A 16,303-nucleotide genomic window follows, 5' to 3' on the forward strand; every position below is an offset into this window, starting at 1 on the left:
CTTATCTATTATGTTGTTTCCCTATGTACTAATTGTGGCAATAACTCTACGTGCTTTATATCGATTTGCTTATCATTAATCTTTTCATATAATAATTCAAATGCCTTCACGCCAACATTTTTACTACAATATGAAATCGTCGTAATGCCTAAAATGTCTGCTACATCTTGATCATCACAACCGATAATCGTAATATCCTCTGGAATACGAATTTCTTGTTTTTTCGCTTCTGTTACCATCCCCGCTGCAATATGGTTGCAAGATACAAGAAACGCTGTTGGTTTTACTGACATAGAGGCCAATTCCCTAATTACATTACGCCCATCTTCCACCGTAAAACAGCCTTTAAACTTCCAAGCCTCTATCGGTGTTACAGCAATCTGTTGAAGCGAATCTTCATATGCTTGTTTTCTTCTTTGACTATTAATACTGTTACTTCTTCCAATGCAATACCCAATACTTGTATGGCCCGCATCTATTAAGCTCTTCATCCCGCGCGAAAACACTTTATAATAATCAATATGCACACTCGAAATGTAGTTCGAGTCTATTTCTTCACACATAACAATAGGACCAAATTTCGTATATTCTTCGAGCTTTTCCTTACTATTTGCCCGCGAACATATAATAACCCCATCAAGCTTTTTCATTTTTAACATATTCAAAATTTCTAATTCTCTTTCCTCGCTATAATTCGTCTGACAAAGCATCATATTATAATTATTCTTTGCTGTTTCCTTTGATATTCCCTCAATAATAGCACTATAATATTGGTCATTTACATGCGGTAATAAAACGCCAATGACATTCGTTTTCCCTTTCACTAAATGAATTGCATTCACATTTTGCGTATAGTTTAATTCTTCTATAATTGCTAAAATTTCTTTTCGCTTCTGTTCATTCACATATGGATGATTATTTAGTACACGTGAAACAGTTGAAACAGATACCCTAGCAAGTTCAGCAATCTTTCTTATATTCGTCATCTCATTTTCCCCTTCTCATAAAAATTCTCCCTTGACCTGGTAAGCTTTCCACAATATATCCTTTCCTAGCAAATATATTTTGAAAGGATATACAACTATGTTTCGACTCAAATTAGAACATATATTTTTCATTAGCGGTCTACTTATTCTCGCCATCGGCATTAATATGATGACGACAATTACTTCCTTTGGACTTAGCCCTTATGATTCCTTCTTTATTGCACTATATCAAAATTTTGGGATAAGTATCGGTTTTTGGATTTTCATGATTAACTTTGCTTTTACCCTTATCGTACTCTTTTGGAATAAAAAACAAATTACGATCGGTACAATTGTAACAATGGTTCTTATTTCTCTTTTTGTTGATTGGATTGGTTCCATTACGACTATTATGGACGCTATCCGTTCTCTTCCAAAATATATAACACTTATTTGCGGAAATCTATTCGTTGGAGCCGGTATCGGTCTTTACGTCTCTACAAATCTTTGCGCAGCACCTCAAGAAGCTTTCGTTTTAACAGTTGCTGAGAAAAAGAAATGGACATTTAGAAGGACAGAAATTTCATTAGCATTCTTATTTTTAACATTAAGCTTCTTATTAGATGGACCTATCTATTTTGGAACAATTATTTTATCCTTTACAACAGGCTGGATTATACAAGCATTTATTCAAGTTGGTACACAAATTTTAAATAGAAAAAAACCTATTAAGCAAGCTGCTTAATAGGTTTTTTATTAGTAGAGATACTACTTAGCATCTCCTTCAATTCGGTAGTTTGCTTTCAAACAATCTATTTCTTCATACCCTTGCAACGTATGTAGAATATAATCATAATCAGCAAGAGACGCACGATGCGTTACAATGACAATTTCAGCTTTTCCTTTCTCTTCAAGTGGCATTTGAATAATTTTTTCAAAGCTAACGCCACGCTCAGAGAATAACGAAGTAATTTTTGCAAATACACCAATTTCATCTTTCACATGAAGTCTTAAAAATTTCTTCACAACAATTTCGTCTGGCTCTTTTAATACTTTTTGATATTGCGGGACTACAGCACTATTTCCTGTTACCCCTAATCTAATATTTTGCATTACAGCTACTAAATCAGAAACAACAGCTGTTGCTGTCGGTAAACTTCCTGCACCTGGTCCATAAAACATCGTTTCTCCAACTGCTTCACCATACACATATACAGCGTTATATTCATTTTGCACGGCCGCAAGAGGATGTGTATTTGGAAGTAAAGTCGGTTCAACTGTAACCTCTAATTTTTCACCATCTCGCTTCGCAAGACCGATTAGTTTAATCGTGTAACCTAAACTCTTACTGTATTCGATATCTTCCTCTGTAATAGAAGTAATCCCTTTTACCTTCACATCTCCAAGCTCTACATTTGTAGAGAAACCAAGGGTAGCCAAAATTGTCATTTTTCTTGCTGCATCTAAACCTTCTACATCTGATGTTGGATCCGCTTCTGCAAATCCAAGTTGCTGGGCTTCTTTTAACACGTCGTTATATGCTCTCCCTTCATCTGACATTTTCGTCAAAATAAAATTTGTCGTTCCATTTACAATTCCCATTACTTTCGTAATAAGATCTGAAGAAAGTCCCTCTACGATACTTCGTAAAATCGGAATCCCTCCGGCTACACTTGCTTCATAAAACAAATCTGCTTTATTATCTTTTGCTACCGCTAACAGTTCCGCTCCATGTAACGCCATTAAATCTTTATTGGCAGTCACAACATGCTTCCCGCTTTGTAAAGCTTGTAAAATATACAATTTTGCGTCATCAATGCCACCCATCACTTCGATGACAACATCAATATTTGGATTATCTAAAATTTCATTTGCATTTTGCGTTAATAGAGTAGAAGGTACCTCTACTTCTCTCTCTTTTTCAATATTTTGTACTAGCACTTTCGTTACTTTTACAGGACAACCTACTTGGTGTATCAGTCGCTCTTGGTGATCTGTAATTATACGAACTACACCGCTACCAACTGTCCCAAGACCTAATAAGCCAACTTGAATTTCTTTCATAATACTGTCCACCCCTCAAAAATTGTGTTTAGATGAAATTATATGAGTAAAAAATCTGAAAAACAATATTTTTAGAACATTCGGAAAAATATAAGTTAACCATTGCAGAGAAAACGTTGCCACGTGTTACACAATCTTTTTTTATAATACATAAGGGGTTTCTTGATACACGTAATAATTTAGCCAATTAGAGAATAATAGATTTCCATGGCTTCTCCACCTTACAAGCGGCTTCTCATTTGGATTATCATGCTTAAAATAATTTTTCGGCACATCAATATTTAACCCTTTGTCACGATCTCGCTCGTATTCTTGCTTTAACGTATCACAACTATATTCACTATGACCGAGCGCAAACACTTGTCTTCCTTCTTGCCCAATAACAAGATGAACGCCCGCTTCCTCAGAGTTGGCTAATAACGTTAACTCCTTCACTTCTCTAATGTCACTCTCTCGTACTTCCGTATGACGAGAATGCGGGGCAAAAAATAATTCATCAAATCCTTGTAACAATTTCACATGTTGCTCACGAACTTCATGTTCAAATACACCAAACATTTTTTCCTTAAGAGGATACTTTTGAACACCATAATGATGATACAAACCAGCCTGTGCCCCCCAGCAAATATGAAGCGTAGATGTTACATTCGTTTTTGAATACTCCATAATACGTTTAAGCTCTTCCCAATAATCTACCTCTTCAAAAGAAAGGGTTTCAACTGGTGCTCCTGTAATAATGAGTCCATCAAATTTCTCATTCTCAATATCACGGAATGTTTTATAGAAACTCGTTAAATGTTCCTGTGCGACATTACGGGACAGGTGTGATTCCATATGAAGTAAATGTACATCTAATTGCAACGGTGTATTGCCAATTAAACGAAGTAATTGCGCTTCTGTTTCTTGCTTTGTAGGCATTAAGTTTAATATAGCAATTTTCAATGCCCGGATATCTTGTGTTTCTGCTCGCTCTTTTGTCATTACAAAAATATTTTCCTCCTGCAACACTTTGCGAGCTGGCAAATCTTTATCAATTATGATCGGCATGTTGTTTGCCTCCGACTAGCGCTGCTTCTAAATCTGCAATAATATCCGAAACATCTTCTATACCAACTGATAGACGAATTAAATCTGATGTGACGCCAGCTAAGCGCTGATCTTCAGCACTTAATTGTCTATGTGTTGTACTTGCGGGATGTATAACGCAAGTTCGCGCATCAGCCACGTGCGTTACGAGAGTTGCTAGTTTTACATTTGCGATAAATTCTTTTGCTGCTTCTAATCCTCCCTTAATGCCGAATGTTAAAACACCACTCGCACCTTTTTTCAAATACTTTTGTGCTAACGAGTAATTTTCATTACTATTTAATCCCGGATAATTCACCCATTCAATACGTTCATGATCAGCGAGCCACTTAGCAACTGCAAGAGCATTTTCACTATGACGCTCCATTCGTAAATGCAATGTTTCTAAGCCGATATTGCTAATATATGCATTGAATGGGCTCATACAGTTTCCGTAGTCTCTTAATAATTGAACACGTGCCTTCACAATATAAGCTGCTGCACCAAAATTTTGAACGTAACTTACGCCGTGATAACTTGGATCCGGTTCAACTAGTTCAGGATATTTCCCGTTTGTCCAATCGAAGTTCCCTCCGTCAATAACAATGCCACCTAACGAACTTGCATGACCATCAATATATTTCGTCGTAGAATGAACGATAATATTTGCTCCGTGCTCAAATGCTTGGCATAAATAAGGAGTTGCTAATGTATTATCCACGATAAACGGTACTTCCAACTCTTTCGCTGCATCTGAAAACTCTTTGAAATTTAAAACGTTCATCGCCGGATTTCCTAGCGATTCTGCATAAACGAGTTTCGTCTTATCATTAGCAAGGGCCACAATTTCATCAGCAGTTAAATTCGGATTAAAGAATGTAACATCGATACCAAGCTTACGCAAACTCACTCCAAATAAATTAAACGTCCCGCCATAAACTGTGGAAGAACAAAGCAAGTGGTCTCCGCTACTACAAATGTTTAAAACAGCAAGCATAATAGCAGCCTGCCCAGAAGCCGTTGCAACAGCTCCTACGCCACCCTCTAAATCTGCTAGCTTTTGCTCAAATGCAGCTAAAGTAGGATTTCCAATACGCGTATATATATATCCTTCTGCCTCTAAATTAAATAAGGCTGCTAAATCATCCGAAGTATCGTATTTATACGTTGTACTTTGATAAAGCGGTAAAACACGCGGTTCACCATTCTTTGGCGTATAGCCACCTTGCACGCAAATTGTTCCTTTCCCCCATGATTCTCCCATCTCTTATTCTCCTTTCTTTTATACAAAATAAAAAACTGCCCCTTTCCTGAAAACAAGAAAGGAGCAGTTTGAAAACACGCTCTAAAGGCTCTTTCTTATCTCTCAGGGTTTATTACCTGCAGGATTTGGCACAATTCCGTTATACGGCTGTTGCCAAGGTTTCATCGGGCCTGTCCCTCCACCTTTTCTTGATAAGACTATGCAATTACCGTTGATTTTATAGCAATAATTCCCTAATGTCAATCGGTTTTTCTGAATGTTCTAAATTAACTACGAAGAATTTAATGTACATAACAAAAGAAATATATTCCATATCCATTTGAAAAAGACCTTTTAAAACCCTCAATTAATATATAGAATTAAATAAGTAGTTTAACTGTATACATTTCAGATTCTCACGAGACCTCAATATATTGAATAAGCCACCCTCTCAAAAAGATACTATACATATTCATTTCACAGTAGCATATTTAATCCTTTTGACATTAAAACTTACATAACGGAGGTATAACATGACAAACCAGAAAGACATGCACTATATACTCGCCCTATACGGCATTCTATTAGGCTCTATAGTCGGCGCAACAGTCTGGTTATTTTTAGTTACAATAAATATCGGCATTCACTTTATTTGGGGATACTTACCTACTATCTTCTCTTCTCCCCCGTATTACACCATTTGTGTAACAACTATCGGTGGTATTCTTGTTGGTTTAACTCAAAAATACTTCGGTACATGTCCACGCCTTATGCCGGAAGTAATGAGTGAATATAAAAAAACAGGTAGAATTGAATACCGTTTCGTACATAAAGCCACTTTAACTGCGATTATCGTTTTAATATTTGGAGCTAGCTTAGGTCCTGAAGCAGCACTTGTTGGCATTATCGGTGGGCTTTGTACATGGGTCGGGGATCGCTTTACATTCGCCTTAAAAGGAATGAATGAACTAACAGAAGTTGGGATTGGTGCTACTTTAAGTGTAATTTTTAACGCGCCATTATTCGGTTATTTAGCTCCAAGTGAAAATGAGGGAGAGCAAATTAACGAATTCTCTAAAGGAAAAAAAGCAATTGTATATTTGGCTACCACTTTCGCTGGTTTTTCCGTTTATTTATTGCTTAGTAAATTTGATAATCGTGGATCCTTTATCGTTAATTTCGGAGAAGGTTCTCTTTCTCTTAATGAATGGATTGCATTTCTTCCACTTGCTAGTATTGGTGCTATAGTCGGATTCTTTTATTTCAAATTAGAGTTCACATTAGAGAAATTAATCCATCCCTTAAAAGAATACAAACTATCGCTTGGAATTATCGGTGGCATTTTATTAGGGATTGCAGGAACTTTTCTCCCATACACATTATTCTCCGGAGAACATCAATTAAAAGATTTAGTCGTTGAATGGAGCCATTTATCCTTCTGGGTACTACTTCTTTCAGGGGTTTTAAAATTATGTATTACTGCTGTTTGTTTAAATACAGGCTGGCGCGGTGGACATATTTTCCCAATTATATTTTCTGGGTCAAGTATCGGATATGCTATAGCGTCCATTGCCCCAATAGATCCAATCGCTTCGGTCGCCATCGTCACGACAGCAATTTCAAGCTATGCACTAAGAAAACCAATTGCTATAACATTACTATTACTCATGTTTTTCCCGCTCAATTTACTATTACCGATGCTTGGGGCAGCAGCAATTGGTAATGCATTTCCACTTCCTAAAAATAACGAAGCTATAAACGAATAGAAATAGGCAGTAGGGACGAAAGTTCCACTGCTTATTCTCATTACACATGTTGCTTCAATAACGCGTATAACTCTTCAAAATTTTGCACTTCATATGTTGGCACAATCCCGCTATTATTAAATTTCTTTTCTGGATTAAACCAACAAGTATCAATTCCCGCTACATATCCACCTTTCATATCAGCGCTTAACGAATCCCCAATAATGAGCCCTTCTTCAGGAACAAAGTTAGGGATCCTTTCAAAAACATAATCAAAATACTCTTTCATCGGCTTTTGATAACCTGTATCTTCAGAAACGAAAATATCTTGAAACAAGGCATGTAACCCTGCATTACGTAATCGTTTATCTTGCGTCTTAGAAATACCGTTTGTCACTATATATAAATCGTACTCACTTTGAATTTGATTTATAAATTGTAAAGCACCTTCCATGAGCTGATTTCCTTCTTCTAAGTAACTGCGATAATTATTTTCGAATAATATCCCATCTACTTCTTCCCCGTATTCTTTAAACAAAATTGAAAATCGTGTATTTACAACTTCATCACGACTTATTTCACCTTCTTCAAAAGCAGTCCAAAGACTTTTATTAATTTTTTTATATTGCGCTTCAATTTCGCTAGTTAGAAACATCCCTTTCTCTTCAAAAAGCATACGTAATGCCGATTTTTCCGCCTTTTGAAAATCTAACAATGTATCATCTACATCGAATAATAATGTTTTATATTTTTTCATAAGCCCTTCACACTCTCTTTTCTACAAAAACAAATTTACGTAAATCGTATCATTCTTTCTTGTAAAAATAATAGGAGATATCTCATACTAAACATGAGGTGAAAACATGAAAGTCAGCAGAAATAGCGAAGAAATCTCTCATTACATACAAACTTACAATTTCCATACTCTTTTTTCTTTTGATATCTTACCGTATGCTGAACTACATTCCTTTCAGAAAAGAGAAAAGATATGTAATGAAGGGGTCGATGTTCCTTATCTTTATTACTTAATTGCTGGGAAAGCAAAAATATATATGAGTCACAAAAACGGAAAGGTCTCCTTGATTAACTTTATTCAGGCACCTTCGTTCATTGGGGAATTAGGATTAATTGGCGTAGAATCTATTACGAAAACGGTGGAAGTAATTGAAGATTGTATATGCTTAGCGCTTCCTCTTAAAGATTGTCAGCATCTTTTGTTACAAGATGCTACCTTTCTACAGAAACTATGCAAATTTATCGGTGAGAAAACCATTACCCGAACAGAAAGTTATGCTAAAAATAATAGTTATCCGTTCGAAAATCGATTAGCGGCGTTTATTCTATTAACAGAACAAAATAACAGTTATATAGAAAAACATACCGAGGTTTCGGAATACTTAAATGTTAGCTACCGTCACCTTTTATATGTATTAAACCAATTTTGCCAACAAAATTACTTAAGGAAAGATGGAAGAACCTATTACATACAAGATCGAATTCAGTTAGAAAAACTAGCTGACGAACTTAAAATATAAAAAAGTAGCATTAACGTTTATCTGTTAATGCTACTTTTTTGAGTGACGATTTTATTTTCAATTAAAATTTACTTGCTACTTTAGCTGCTTCTTCAAGACCAGCTGCAATGATTTCTTCTGCTTTATCTGGGAATTGATTATGTCCTTCAATAACTACTGTTTCCATGTTTGTTGCACCGAAGAAGCCCATCATGCTTGCTACATATTTAACAGCCATTTCTACTTCAGCTGCTGGACCTTCAGAATATACACCGCCGCGCGCGTTTAATAATGCAATCTTCTTATCACCAATTAAACCAACTGGGCCTTCTGGCGTATATTTAAATGTTTTACCAGCTCGGTTTAAATAGTCAATATATGTGTGTAATACTGCTGGAATCGTTAAGTTCCATAATGGGAAACCGAAAACGACTTTATCAGCTTCTAGGAATTGATTTAAATACTTATCAGCAACTGCTACTGCTTTTGCTTCCTCTTCAGTTAAATCAAATCCTTTACCTGCTTTGAATGTACCATTAATCATATCTACGCCTACATATGGTAATTCTTCTTTATATAAATCAAGTTCTACTACTGTATCATTTGGATGTGCTTCTTTATAGTTCGCTAAAAATGCCTCGTATAATTTCACACTAACTGCTTGTTCCGCTGGGCGGTTGTTTGCTTTTACAAATAAAACTGTTGCCATTGTTTTTCCTCCTACTACTCACTCTTATGTTGTTATATGCTTTTAAAAAGGTATCCCTTGTAATTGTTGTTTTGTTGCTTACAAACATATTTTATCTTTATATCAAGACAATTTCGTCCTCACATAGACGTATTTTTCCATAAAAAAAGTCCACCTTCTAAAGGCGAACTAGGTCTTACGACTTTCGTCTTATACAACTCCATTTTTCACTGCATATAATGCCGCTTGCGTACGATCAGATAAATTCAACTTACTCAAAATACTACTTACATGAGCTTTTACCGTTTTTTCTGTAATAACTAAAACAGAAGCGATTTCTTTATTACTCATCCCTTTCGCTAATAGCTGCAATACTTCATTTTCTCTCGCTGTTAGCACATCCACTTGAATAGAAGGCTCTTCTTCTTTTTCTTCTACAGGTAATGTTTGAGAGAGAAGAGCATTTGCTATATCAGGATGTAATTGAATATTACCTTTATATGCACTTCGAATAGCCTCAACAAGCTGATCCGGTTCTACATCTTTTAAAATATACCCGCTTGCTCCAGCCCTTAATGCTGGTAACACATGCGCCTGATCAGAAAAGCTAGTTAATACAATTACTTTCACATCAGGATATTCTTTTTTAATACATGCTGTCGCCTCAACACCATCCATTTCGGGCATATATAAATCCATTAGTACAACATCAGGATTCGTCTCCCCTACTTTTATTAGTGCCTCTTTCCCATTACTTGCTTCTCCAACTAACTCTATATCTTCCTGTGTACTTAAGAAAAATGCTAATCCTTTTAAAACGACTGTATGATCATCCACTAACAATACTTTTATTTTCACAAACTTCCCTCATTTTCACATCATAATGGTACGTTTACTTTTACACTTGTTCTTTTTTTATCACTTACAACTTTAATTGTTCCACCGATTAATTCTACTCTTTCGCGCATCGTAGTCATGCCAAGTGATTTCTTCTCTTTTATATCCTTTTCTACAAAGCCGTTTCCTTGATCTACTATTTCTAATGATACATTCTTCTCCGTCACTTTGAAATAAATCGTCGCTTCTCTAACATTCGCATGCTTACTTACATTATTTAAAGCTTCTTGTCCAATTCTCCATAGCGCTTCCTCTACTACACGTGGTAAATCACGGACACCTGTAACTTGTTCCCGAATTTTCAATCCCAAACTTTCACCATATTGCTTTAAAGCTGGTAATAACCCTTTCTCTAAACCCGCTGGACGTAGTTGCCAAATTAACGTCCTCATTTCTTTTAAAGCTCCTTGCGCTAGTTCACGCATATCATGCAAAGATCGATCCACTTTTTCATTTTGACCTTTTAAAACTGCCTCAGCGCCTTTTGTCATAAAGGTTAACGAAAATAGCTTTTGTGAGACGGAATCATGTAAATCCCTTGCTAACCGATTTCTTTCTTCCATTCGTACAAGTTCACGCCGTTGCTCATTTAACCTTAAATTTTCTATCACGAAGGAAATATGATTTGTAATTGCTTGAAGTACATCTATCGTATTCACATCAAATTCACCATTATTTGAACTAACACATAAAACACCAAATATGTGAGTTTGAATCTGTATTGGTGTAGCAATAACCGTCCTATTAGAGGCTACCTTATGACTGACTTGATGATTTAATAGAATAGGTTCACCTTTTTCTAATGCTTCTTTCGCTGCTTTTTTTATATCCTCTTGCAATTCTTCCTGGCAATAAGATGCCCGCAAGGATAATTCTTTCTCTTCCCTAATAAAGAATGCGACTTGATTCCACTGAAACACTTCACCTAATTGATCTACAACTTTTTCAGGCAATATATTAAATTGATGAATCGTTCTTAAAACTTGAATGAACCGTTCTAATTTCACATAATAATGTGCTCTTCGCTTTTCATTTTCATATAACTTTGCTCGTTTTAAAGCCGTTCCAATTTGGAAGGCAACTGATTGAAGCAATACTAATTCTTCTTCTGAAAAATGTGTTTTACCTGGGCTTGCCACATTTAACAAACCAAATTTTTCTCCTCCAGCCTTTAAAGGAACCGTAGCATGATGAAGAATTCCTTCTGTATCTCCCCAATTATATTCAATTGCATTATTAATTCTTTTACATTCAATAATATTAACAGCTCGTTCTAATTTTCCATCAACAAAGCCACGTAAACACCAACATTCCCCTTCACACATCGGACGTTTGTTTTCATATGTAAGTGCCTCTGGTAATTGATAATCAATTAATTTTGTATACCTACCATCTTCATCCGCAAGAAATATCCATCCTGTCGTTAAACCTGTTACACTCAGCAATTTTTCTAGTACTGCTTGCAATACATGATATGTATCATTTGATGTATTTAGTGTTTCTGCAATCTCTTTTAATATAACTAATTCATTTGTACGATTCTCTTGAAACATAATTCGTCTCCTACATACAAGATTTTACATAGTTCCTAACATAAATCATCTACTTTTCACTTTGTACTTATTCGTAACATTGATATAATGGTGAAAACATAGTTTTCATTATATCACCTGAGGGGGCTTTTCATAATGACATTAAATAAAGCACTTACTATCGCTGGTTCTGACACAAGTGGCGGTGCTGGTATACAAGCAGATTTAAAAACATTCCAAGAACTTGGTGTGTACGGAATGACATCTCTTACGACAATCGTAACGATGGATCCACATAACGGTTGGGCACATAACGTATTCCCAATCCCAGCTTCTACATTAAAACCACAATTAGAAACGACAATTGAGGGAGTTGGCGTAGATGCTTTAAAAACAGGTATGCTTGGATCAGTAGAAATTATTGAAATGGTTGCAGAAACAATCGAAAAACATAATTTCAAAAATGTAGTAGTTGACCCTGTTATGGTATGTAAAGGGGCTGATGAAGCATTACATCCTGAAACGAATGATTGCTTACGTGACGTTCTTGTTCCAAAGGCATTAGTTGTCACACCAAACTTATTTGAAGCTTACCAATTAAGTGGCGTAAAGATTAATTCTCTTGAAGACATGAAAGAAGCAGCGAAAAAAATCCATGCTTTAGGTGCGAAGTATGTCCTAATTAAAGGCGGTAGCAAGCTTGGTACCGAAACTGCAATCGACGTTCTATATGATGGAGAGACATTCGACATTCTAGAATCAGAAAAAATTGATACGACAAATACACACGGCGCAGGTTGCACATATTCTGCTGCAATTACAGCAGAACTTGCAAAAGGAAAACCTGTAAAAGAAGCAGTAAAAACTGCTAAAGAATTTATCACAGCTGCTATCCGTTATTCATTCAAGATCAACGAATACGTAGGCCCAACACATCACGGTGCATATCGTAAATTCGTTGTATCAAAAGAGCTTGTCTAACTTATAAATAAAAACACCCACAGAGTGTGTATTTCCCTCTCTGTGGGTGTTTTTATTTATAAGCTCTTCTGGTCATCCTATCTTTAAGATGCGGAACTAACCTGATTTCTACCATTTCTTTTGGAGTAATATAATGCATCATCGGCAGCTTGAATAAATTGCTCTGGTGATTCTTCATATACTGAAACGCCTACTGAAACTGTAATTTTTATTTTTGTTCCATTTAACAATTCGAATGAATGGTTTTCAACAGCTGTGCGAACTTTTTCCCCCGTATGCATTCCGTAAGCTAATCCCTTCTTTGGTATCAAAAGCGCGAACTCTTCTCCACCTTTTCGAAAGGACAAATTTGGGAACGGTGAAACTTCCCTTAAAATACTACCTATTTGTTTTAACACTTCATCTCCTGCAGGATGCCCATACGTATCATTTACACACTTAAAATGATCAATATCTATAAGTAGTAAACAAAGTGAATCATTTTTCATACGCTTATTACCAATATGATGATTCATTTCTAAATCAAACTGCCTTACATTTCCTAAACCTGTCAATGCATCTATCGTTGCATATTGCTTCATCTTTTGAAATAACTCATTGGATTGTAATACATAATTCGCGCTTATAAATGTGATATATGCCGCTATACTACTACAAACTAAATATAATACTACTATAGATCTATCCTTAAATAAAATAGAAAGTGGCACTACTAAAATAGATAAACTATATATATTAAACCATATCCACCTTGTAAATATAGAAGCTTTCATCCGCCAAATAAAAATAATTCCAACGCCTATTAATACAATAGTATAACAAGCCAATTCAGAGGCTAAAGAGTACTCGGTTAAAAATAATCGGGTAATTAAAATAATCGTAACTGTTATACTACTAGCTATTGGACCTCCAATTGTAATTGCCAAAATAACAGCTAAATAACGTAGATCCAACATAATATCCTCAATATGTACGCCAAAATGCATCAATAGTATACTTAATATTCCAGTCAACAATCCTACTACACATTTCTGCCAAAAAGAGAACTCTTCTTTTAACGGCTTGTCCCTTAAAAGCTGCCCTCCAATAAAAATAAAGGAAAGAATAATTGTTGTATTTACAAATAAATCCCTTAACATAAAATAATCTCCCTACTTTTCTATCTATCCCTTTCCTTATTTTATTGTATACGAAATACCTATAATTCCCAAAGCTTTTTATTTATTTTTTGCTGTTCCACGTGAAACAGCAAAAAATAAAAAGGACGAAAATTCGTCCTTTTCACTAACAACAGCGCGAGATTTTTCCGCCCTTTGCATTAAATCTTGCTTCTTGCGCTTCTGCAAAAAATTGTTTTTGACATACAACTTCTTCTTCTGGATGATGCTTTTTCATATGCTCTACATATGTTTCATAGCTTGGTACCCCAACAAGTAAGCTAATAAAGTGTTTCCTTTGTCCCCATACTTGCCGTAGTCTTTTAAGCATAGTTCCTCGACTCACTTTCATCTCTAGGGATATATGGTGCCTCTTTTAGCGGCATCGGCTTATTTCTTAATACTTGAATCCAAATACGAATTGCAGAAATTAATACAGCGATTACAACGATCATAAAAATCCCACAAAGTGCCGCATCAATATAATCATTGAAAATAATTTGCTTCATTTGGGCAACATTTTTAGCTGGCGCTAACACTTTCCCTTCATCTAATGCTCCTTGAAACACCTTCGCGTGGGATAGAAATCCTATTTTAGGATTTTCATGAAATAGCTTTTGATAACCCGCTGTCATCGTTACAATAAGCAATCCGACAGTTGGAATAAGCGTCACCCAAACATATGCCTTTTTTCCCATTTTGAATAAAATTGTCGTTCCAAGTAATAATGCAATACCTGCTAACATTTGATTTGCAATACCGAAAAGTGGCCATAATGTATTAATTCCACCAAGTGGATCAACTACCCCTTGATATAAGAAATAACCCCATCCTAATACACATAACGTTGTAGCTATTACATTCGCGAATGTAGAATCCGTTTTCCCAAATGGCTTATACACATGCCCTAAAATATCTTGAATCATAAATCGGCCGACACGCGTTCCAGCATCAATTGTTGTTAAAATGAATAGTGCTTCAAAGAGAATCGCAAAATGATACCAAAATCCCATCATGGCCGTTCCACCTATTACTTGTGAGAAAATATATGCCATACCTATCGCTAACGTTGGTGCACCACCTGTACGTGATAAAATCGTTTGCTCTCCAACGTTTACAGCGAGATCTTTTAGTTCATTTGGTGTAATAGCAAATCCCCATGAGGAAATAACTTGAGCTGCCTGCGAGACATCTGTACCGATAAGTGCTGCAGGACTATTAATTGCAAAATACGTTCCCGGTGTTAATACACAAGCTGCAATCATCGCCATCGCCGCTACAAACGACTCCATTAACATTGCTCCATAACCGATTGGCTGTGCGTGTCCCTCTTGCTCAATCATCTTCGGCGTCGTACCTGATGAAACAAGAGCATGGAATCCAGACACTGCACCACAAGCAATAGTAATAAATAAGAACGGGAATAAGTTTCCAGAGAACACAGGACCAGTTCCATCAATAAATTTCGAAACTGCTGGCATTTGTAAATCTGGTGCTACAATTAAAATACCGATTGCTAATCCTACAATTGTTCCGACTTTTAAAAATGTACTTAAATAATCACGTGGTGCTAAAAGCATCCAAACTGGTAATGCCGATGCGATAAACCCATATACAATAAGCATTATAGCAATTGTTTCTCCGCTAAACGTGAACATGCTTGCAAGCGCTGGATTTTCCGCTACATACTGCCCTCCAATAAGAGACAGTATAAGTAGGATAATTCCAATTACTGACCCTTCACCAACCCGTCCAGGCCTAATGTAGCGCATATATACTCCCATTAAAATAGCAATAGGAATCGTCGCTGCTATCGTAAACATTCCCCAAGGGCTTCCGACAAGCGCCTTTACTACTACTAATGCTAATACTGCTAATAAAATAATCATAATGCCTAAAATACCAATCATTGCAATAAGTCCTGTAACAGGACCAATCTCATCTTTAATCATTTCACCGAGAGATTTACCATTACGTCTCATCGAAGCAAATAAAATGACAAAATCTTGCACAGCTCCAGCGACAACTACCCCTACAATAATCCATATTGTCCCTGGCAAATATCCCATTTGTGCCGCCAAAATCGGTCCTACTAAAGGCCCAGCCCCAGCGATTGCTGCAAAATGATGCCCAAATAATACCCATTTATTTGTCGGAACATAATCTTTTCCATCATTTAATGTATGAGCTGGCGTTTGCCGATTATTATCTAAACCGAATACCTTTCTCGCTATAAATCTACTATAAAAGCGATAAGCAACTGCATACACACATACCGCAGCTACTAAGAGCCATACAGCATTAATAGTTTCACCTTGTGATAAAGCTATTACACCAAAAGCACCGGCTCCTACTGCTGCAATAACTCCCCAAAGTAAAATTGACTTCACTGTTCTCACATACAATCCCCCCAATACTATTTCTTAGTGGGATTGTACTAAATTTTCTGAAT

Annotated in this window: 15 protein-coding genes and 1 riboswitch; of the genes, 4 read left to right on the forward strand and 11 right to left on the reverse strand. The window is 36.1% G+C overall.

Features of this window, described 5'->3' with window-relative positions; genetic code table 11:
- Window positions 1–8: 8 nt before the first annotated feature.
- Window positions 9–986: a LacI family DNA-binding transcriptional regulator gene (locus PDK19_RS09340; protein ID WP_270707022.1), complete on the reverse strand. Its 978-nt coding sequence runs from the start codon at window positions 984–986 to the stop codon at window positions 9–11.
- A 97-nt stretch (window positions 987–1,083) separates the two neighbouring features.
- Between PDK19_RS09340 and PDK19_RS09345 the strand changes: the two genes are divergently transcribed.
- Window positions 1,084–1,710, forward strand: a complete 627-nt coding sequence (locus PDK19_RS09345) for a YczE/YyaS/YitT family protein (protein ID WP_087955214.1) — start codon at window positions 1,084–1,086, stop codon at window positions 1,708–1,710.
- A 23-nt stretch (window positions 1,711–1,733) separates the two neighbouring features.
- On the opposite strand, the gene PDK19_RS09350 is transcribed toward PDK19_RS09345, so the two are convergent.
- The 3 genes from PDK19_RS09350 to PDK19_RS09360 all read right to left on the reverse strand — a co-directional run bounded on the left by PDK19_RS09350 (window position 1,734) and on the right by PDK19_RS09360 (window position 5,358).
- The gene (locus PDK19_RS09350) at window positions 1,734–3,029 is read right to left on the reverse strand and encodes a homoserine dehydrogenase (protein ID WP_000659114.1); all 1,296 of its coding nucleotides are present in this window, start codon (window positions 3,027–3,029) and stop codon (window positions 1,734–1,736) included.
- 141 nt (window positions 3,030–3,170) lie between these two features.
- Window positions 3,171–4,076, reverse strand: coding sequence for a homoserine O-acetyltransferase MetA (metA, locus tag PDK19_RS09355; RefSeq protein ID WP_001121522.1), 906 nt, complete (start codon window positions 4,074–4,076; stop codon window positions 3,171–3,173).
- Window positions 4,060–5,358, reverse strand: coding sequence for a bifunctional O-acetylhomoserine aminocarboxypropyltransferase/cysteine synthase (locus PDK19_RS09360; RefSeq protein ID WP_000504752.1), 1,299 nt, complete (start codon window positions 5,356–5,358; stop codon window positions 4,060–4,062). The genes metA and PDK19_RS09360 overlap by 17 nt, the downstream gene beginning before the upstream one ends.
- Before the next feature lie 92 nt (window positions 5,359–5,450).
- A riboswitch (SAM riboswitch) is annotated at window positions 5,451–5,556 on the reverse strand.
- Window positions 5,557–5,870: 314 nt separating this feature from the next.
- On the opposite strand from PDK19_RS09360, the gene PDK19_RS09365 reads away from it, so the two are divergent.
- Window positions 5,871–7,103: a chloride channel protein gene (locus tag PDK19_RS09365; protein WP_000184452.1), complete on the forward strand. Its 1,233-nt coding sequence runs from the start codon at window positions 5,871–5,873 to the stop codon at window positions 7,101–7,103.
- 40 nt (window positions 7,104–7,143) lie between these two features.
- Here PDK19_RS09365 and PDK19_RS09370 read toward each other — a convergent pair whose 3' ends face one another.
- A complete protein-coding gene (locus PDK19_RS09370; RefSeq protein ID WP_000760169.1) occupies window positions 7,144–7,839 on the reverse strand; it encodes a YjjG family noncanonical pyrimidine nucleotidase in 696 nt (231 codons plus the stop codon).
- Window positions 7,840–7,945: 106 nt separating this feature from the next.
- On the opposite strand from PDK19_RS09370, the gene PDK19_RS09375 reads away from it, so the two are divergent.
- The gene (locus PDK19_RS09375) at window positions 7,946–8,617 is read left to right on the forward strand and encodes a transcriptional regulator YeiL (RefSeq protein WP_000868835.1); all 672 of its coding nucleotides are present in this window, start codon (window positions 7,946–7,948) and stop codon (window positions 8,615–8,617) included.
- A 61-nt stretch (window positions 8,618–8,678) separates the two neighbouring features.
- Here PDK19_RS09375 and PDK19_RS09380 read toward each other — a convergent pair whose 3' ends face one another.
- The 3 genes from PDK19_RS09380 to PDK19_RS09390 form a co-directional block, all read right to left on the reverse strand.
- A complete protein-coding gene (locus tag PDK19_RS09380) occupies window positions 8,679–9,305 on the reverse strand; it encodes an FMN-dependent NADH-azoreductase (RefSeq protein WP_000246724.1) in 627 nt (208 codons plus the stop codon).
- 189 nt (window positions 9,306–9,494) lie between these two features.
- Window positions 9,495–10,142: a response regulator gene (locus PDK19_RS09385; RefSeq protein ID WP_000695782.1), complete on the reverse strand. Its 648-nt coding sequence runs from the start codon at window positions 10,140–10,142 to the stop codon at window positions 9,495–9,497.
- Between the two features lie 20 nt (window positions 10,143–10,162).
- A complete protein-coding gene (locus tag PDK19_RS09390) occupies window positions 10,163–11,734 on the reverse strand; it encodes a GAF domain-containing sensor histidine kinase (protein WP_000485089.1) in 1,572 nt (523 codons plus the stop codon).
- A gap of 135 nt (window positions 11,735–11,869) precedes the next feature.
- On the opposite strand from PDK19_RS09390, the gene pdxK reads away from it, so the two are divergent.
- Window positions 11,870–12,694, forward strand: coding sequence for a pyridoxine/pyridoxal/pyridoxamine kinase (pdxK, locus tag PDK19_RS09395; protein ID WP_000174249.1), 825 nt, complete (start codon window positions 11,870–11,872; stop codon window positions 12,692–12,694).
- A gap of 83 nt (window positions 12,695–12,777) precedes the next feature.
- Here pdxK and PDK19_RS09400 read toward each other — a convergent pair whose 3' ends face one another.
- From PDK19_RS09400 to cstA, 3 genes are all read right to left on the reverse strand, one after another.
- Window positions 12,778–13,833, reverse strand: a complete 1,056-nt coding sequence (locus PDK19_RS09400; protein WP_049114190.1) for a GGDEF domain-containing protein — start codon at window positions 13,831–13,833, stop codon at window positions 12,778–12,780.
- A gap of 145 nt (window positions 13,834–13,978) precedes the next feature.
- Complete coding sequence (locus PDK19_RS09405) at window positions 13,979–14,182, reverse strand: YbdD/YjiX family protein (protein WP_000919824.1); 204 nt, start codon at window positions 14,180–14,182, stop codon at window positions 13,979–13,981.
- Window positions 14,175–16,250 (reverse strand): carbon starvation protein CstA, encoded by a 2,076-nt coding sequence (gene cstA / locus PDK19_RS09410; RefSeq protein WP_270707026.1) that lies wholly within the window; start codon window positions 16,248–16,250, stop codon window positions 14,175–14,177. Before cstA ends, PDK19_RS09405 begins: the two co-directional genes overlap by 8 nt.
- Between the last annotated feature and the right edge of the window lie 53 nt (window positions 16,251–16,303).

Source organism: Bacillus cereus group sp. BcHK124, from assembly GCF_027712065.1.
Taxonomy (GTDB): Bacteria; Bacillota; Bacilli; order Bacillales; family Bacillaceae_G; genus Bacillus_A; species Bacillus_A pacificus.

Coding starts and splice junctions, on each gene's coding strand:
- PDK19_RS09340 (WP_270707022.1), bottom strand. CDS start 986: ATGACGAATATAAGAAAGATTGCTGAACTTGCTAGGGTATCTGTTTCA.
- PDK19_RS09345 (WP_087955214.1), top strand. CDS start 1,084: ATGTTTCGACTCAAATTAGAACATATATTTTTCATTAGCGGTCTACTT.
- PDK19_RS09350 (WP_000659114.1), bottom strand. CDS start 3,029: ATGAAAGAAATTCAAGTTGGCTTATTAGGTCTTGGGACAGTTGGTAGC.
- metA (WP_001121522.1), bottom strand. CDS start 4,076: ATGCCGATCATAATTGATAAAGATTTGCCAGCTCGCAAAGTGTTGCAG.
- PDK19_RS09360 (WP_000504752.1), bottom strand. CDS start 5,358: ATGGGAGAATCATGGGGGAAAGGAACAATTTGCGTGCAAGGTGGCTAT.
- PDK19_RS09365 (WP_000184452.1), top strand. CDS start 5,871: ATGACAAACCAGAAAGACATGCACTATATACTCGCCCTATACGGCATT.
- PDK19_RS09370 (WP_000760169.1), bottom strand. CDS start 7,839: ATGAAAAAATATAAAACATTATTATTCGATGTAGATGATACATTGTTA.
- PDK19_RS09375 (WP_000868835.1), top strand. CDS start 7,946: ATGAAAGTCAGCAGAAATAGCGAAGAAATCTCTCATTACATACAAACT.
- PDK19_RS09380 (WP_000246724.1), bottom strand. CDS start 9,305: ATGGCAACAGTTTTATTTGTAAAAGCAAACAACCGCCCAGCGGAACAA.
- PDK19_RS09390 (WP_000485089.1), bottom strand. CDS start 11,734: ATGTTTCAAGAGAATCGTACAAATGAATTAGTTATATTAAAAGAGATT.
- pdxK (WP_000174249.1), top strand. CDS start 11,870: ATGACATTAAATAAAGCACTTACTATCGCTGGTTCTGACACAAGTGGC.
- PDK19_RS09400 (WP_049114190.1), bottom strand. CDS start 13,833: ATGTTAAGGGATTTATTTGTAAATACAACAATTATTCTTTCCTTTATT.
- PDK19_RS09405 (WP_000919824.1), bottom strand. CDS start 14,182: ATGCTTAAAAGACTACGGCAAGTATGGGGACAAAGGAAACACTTTATT.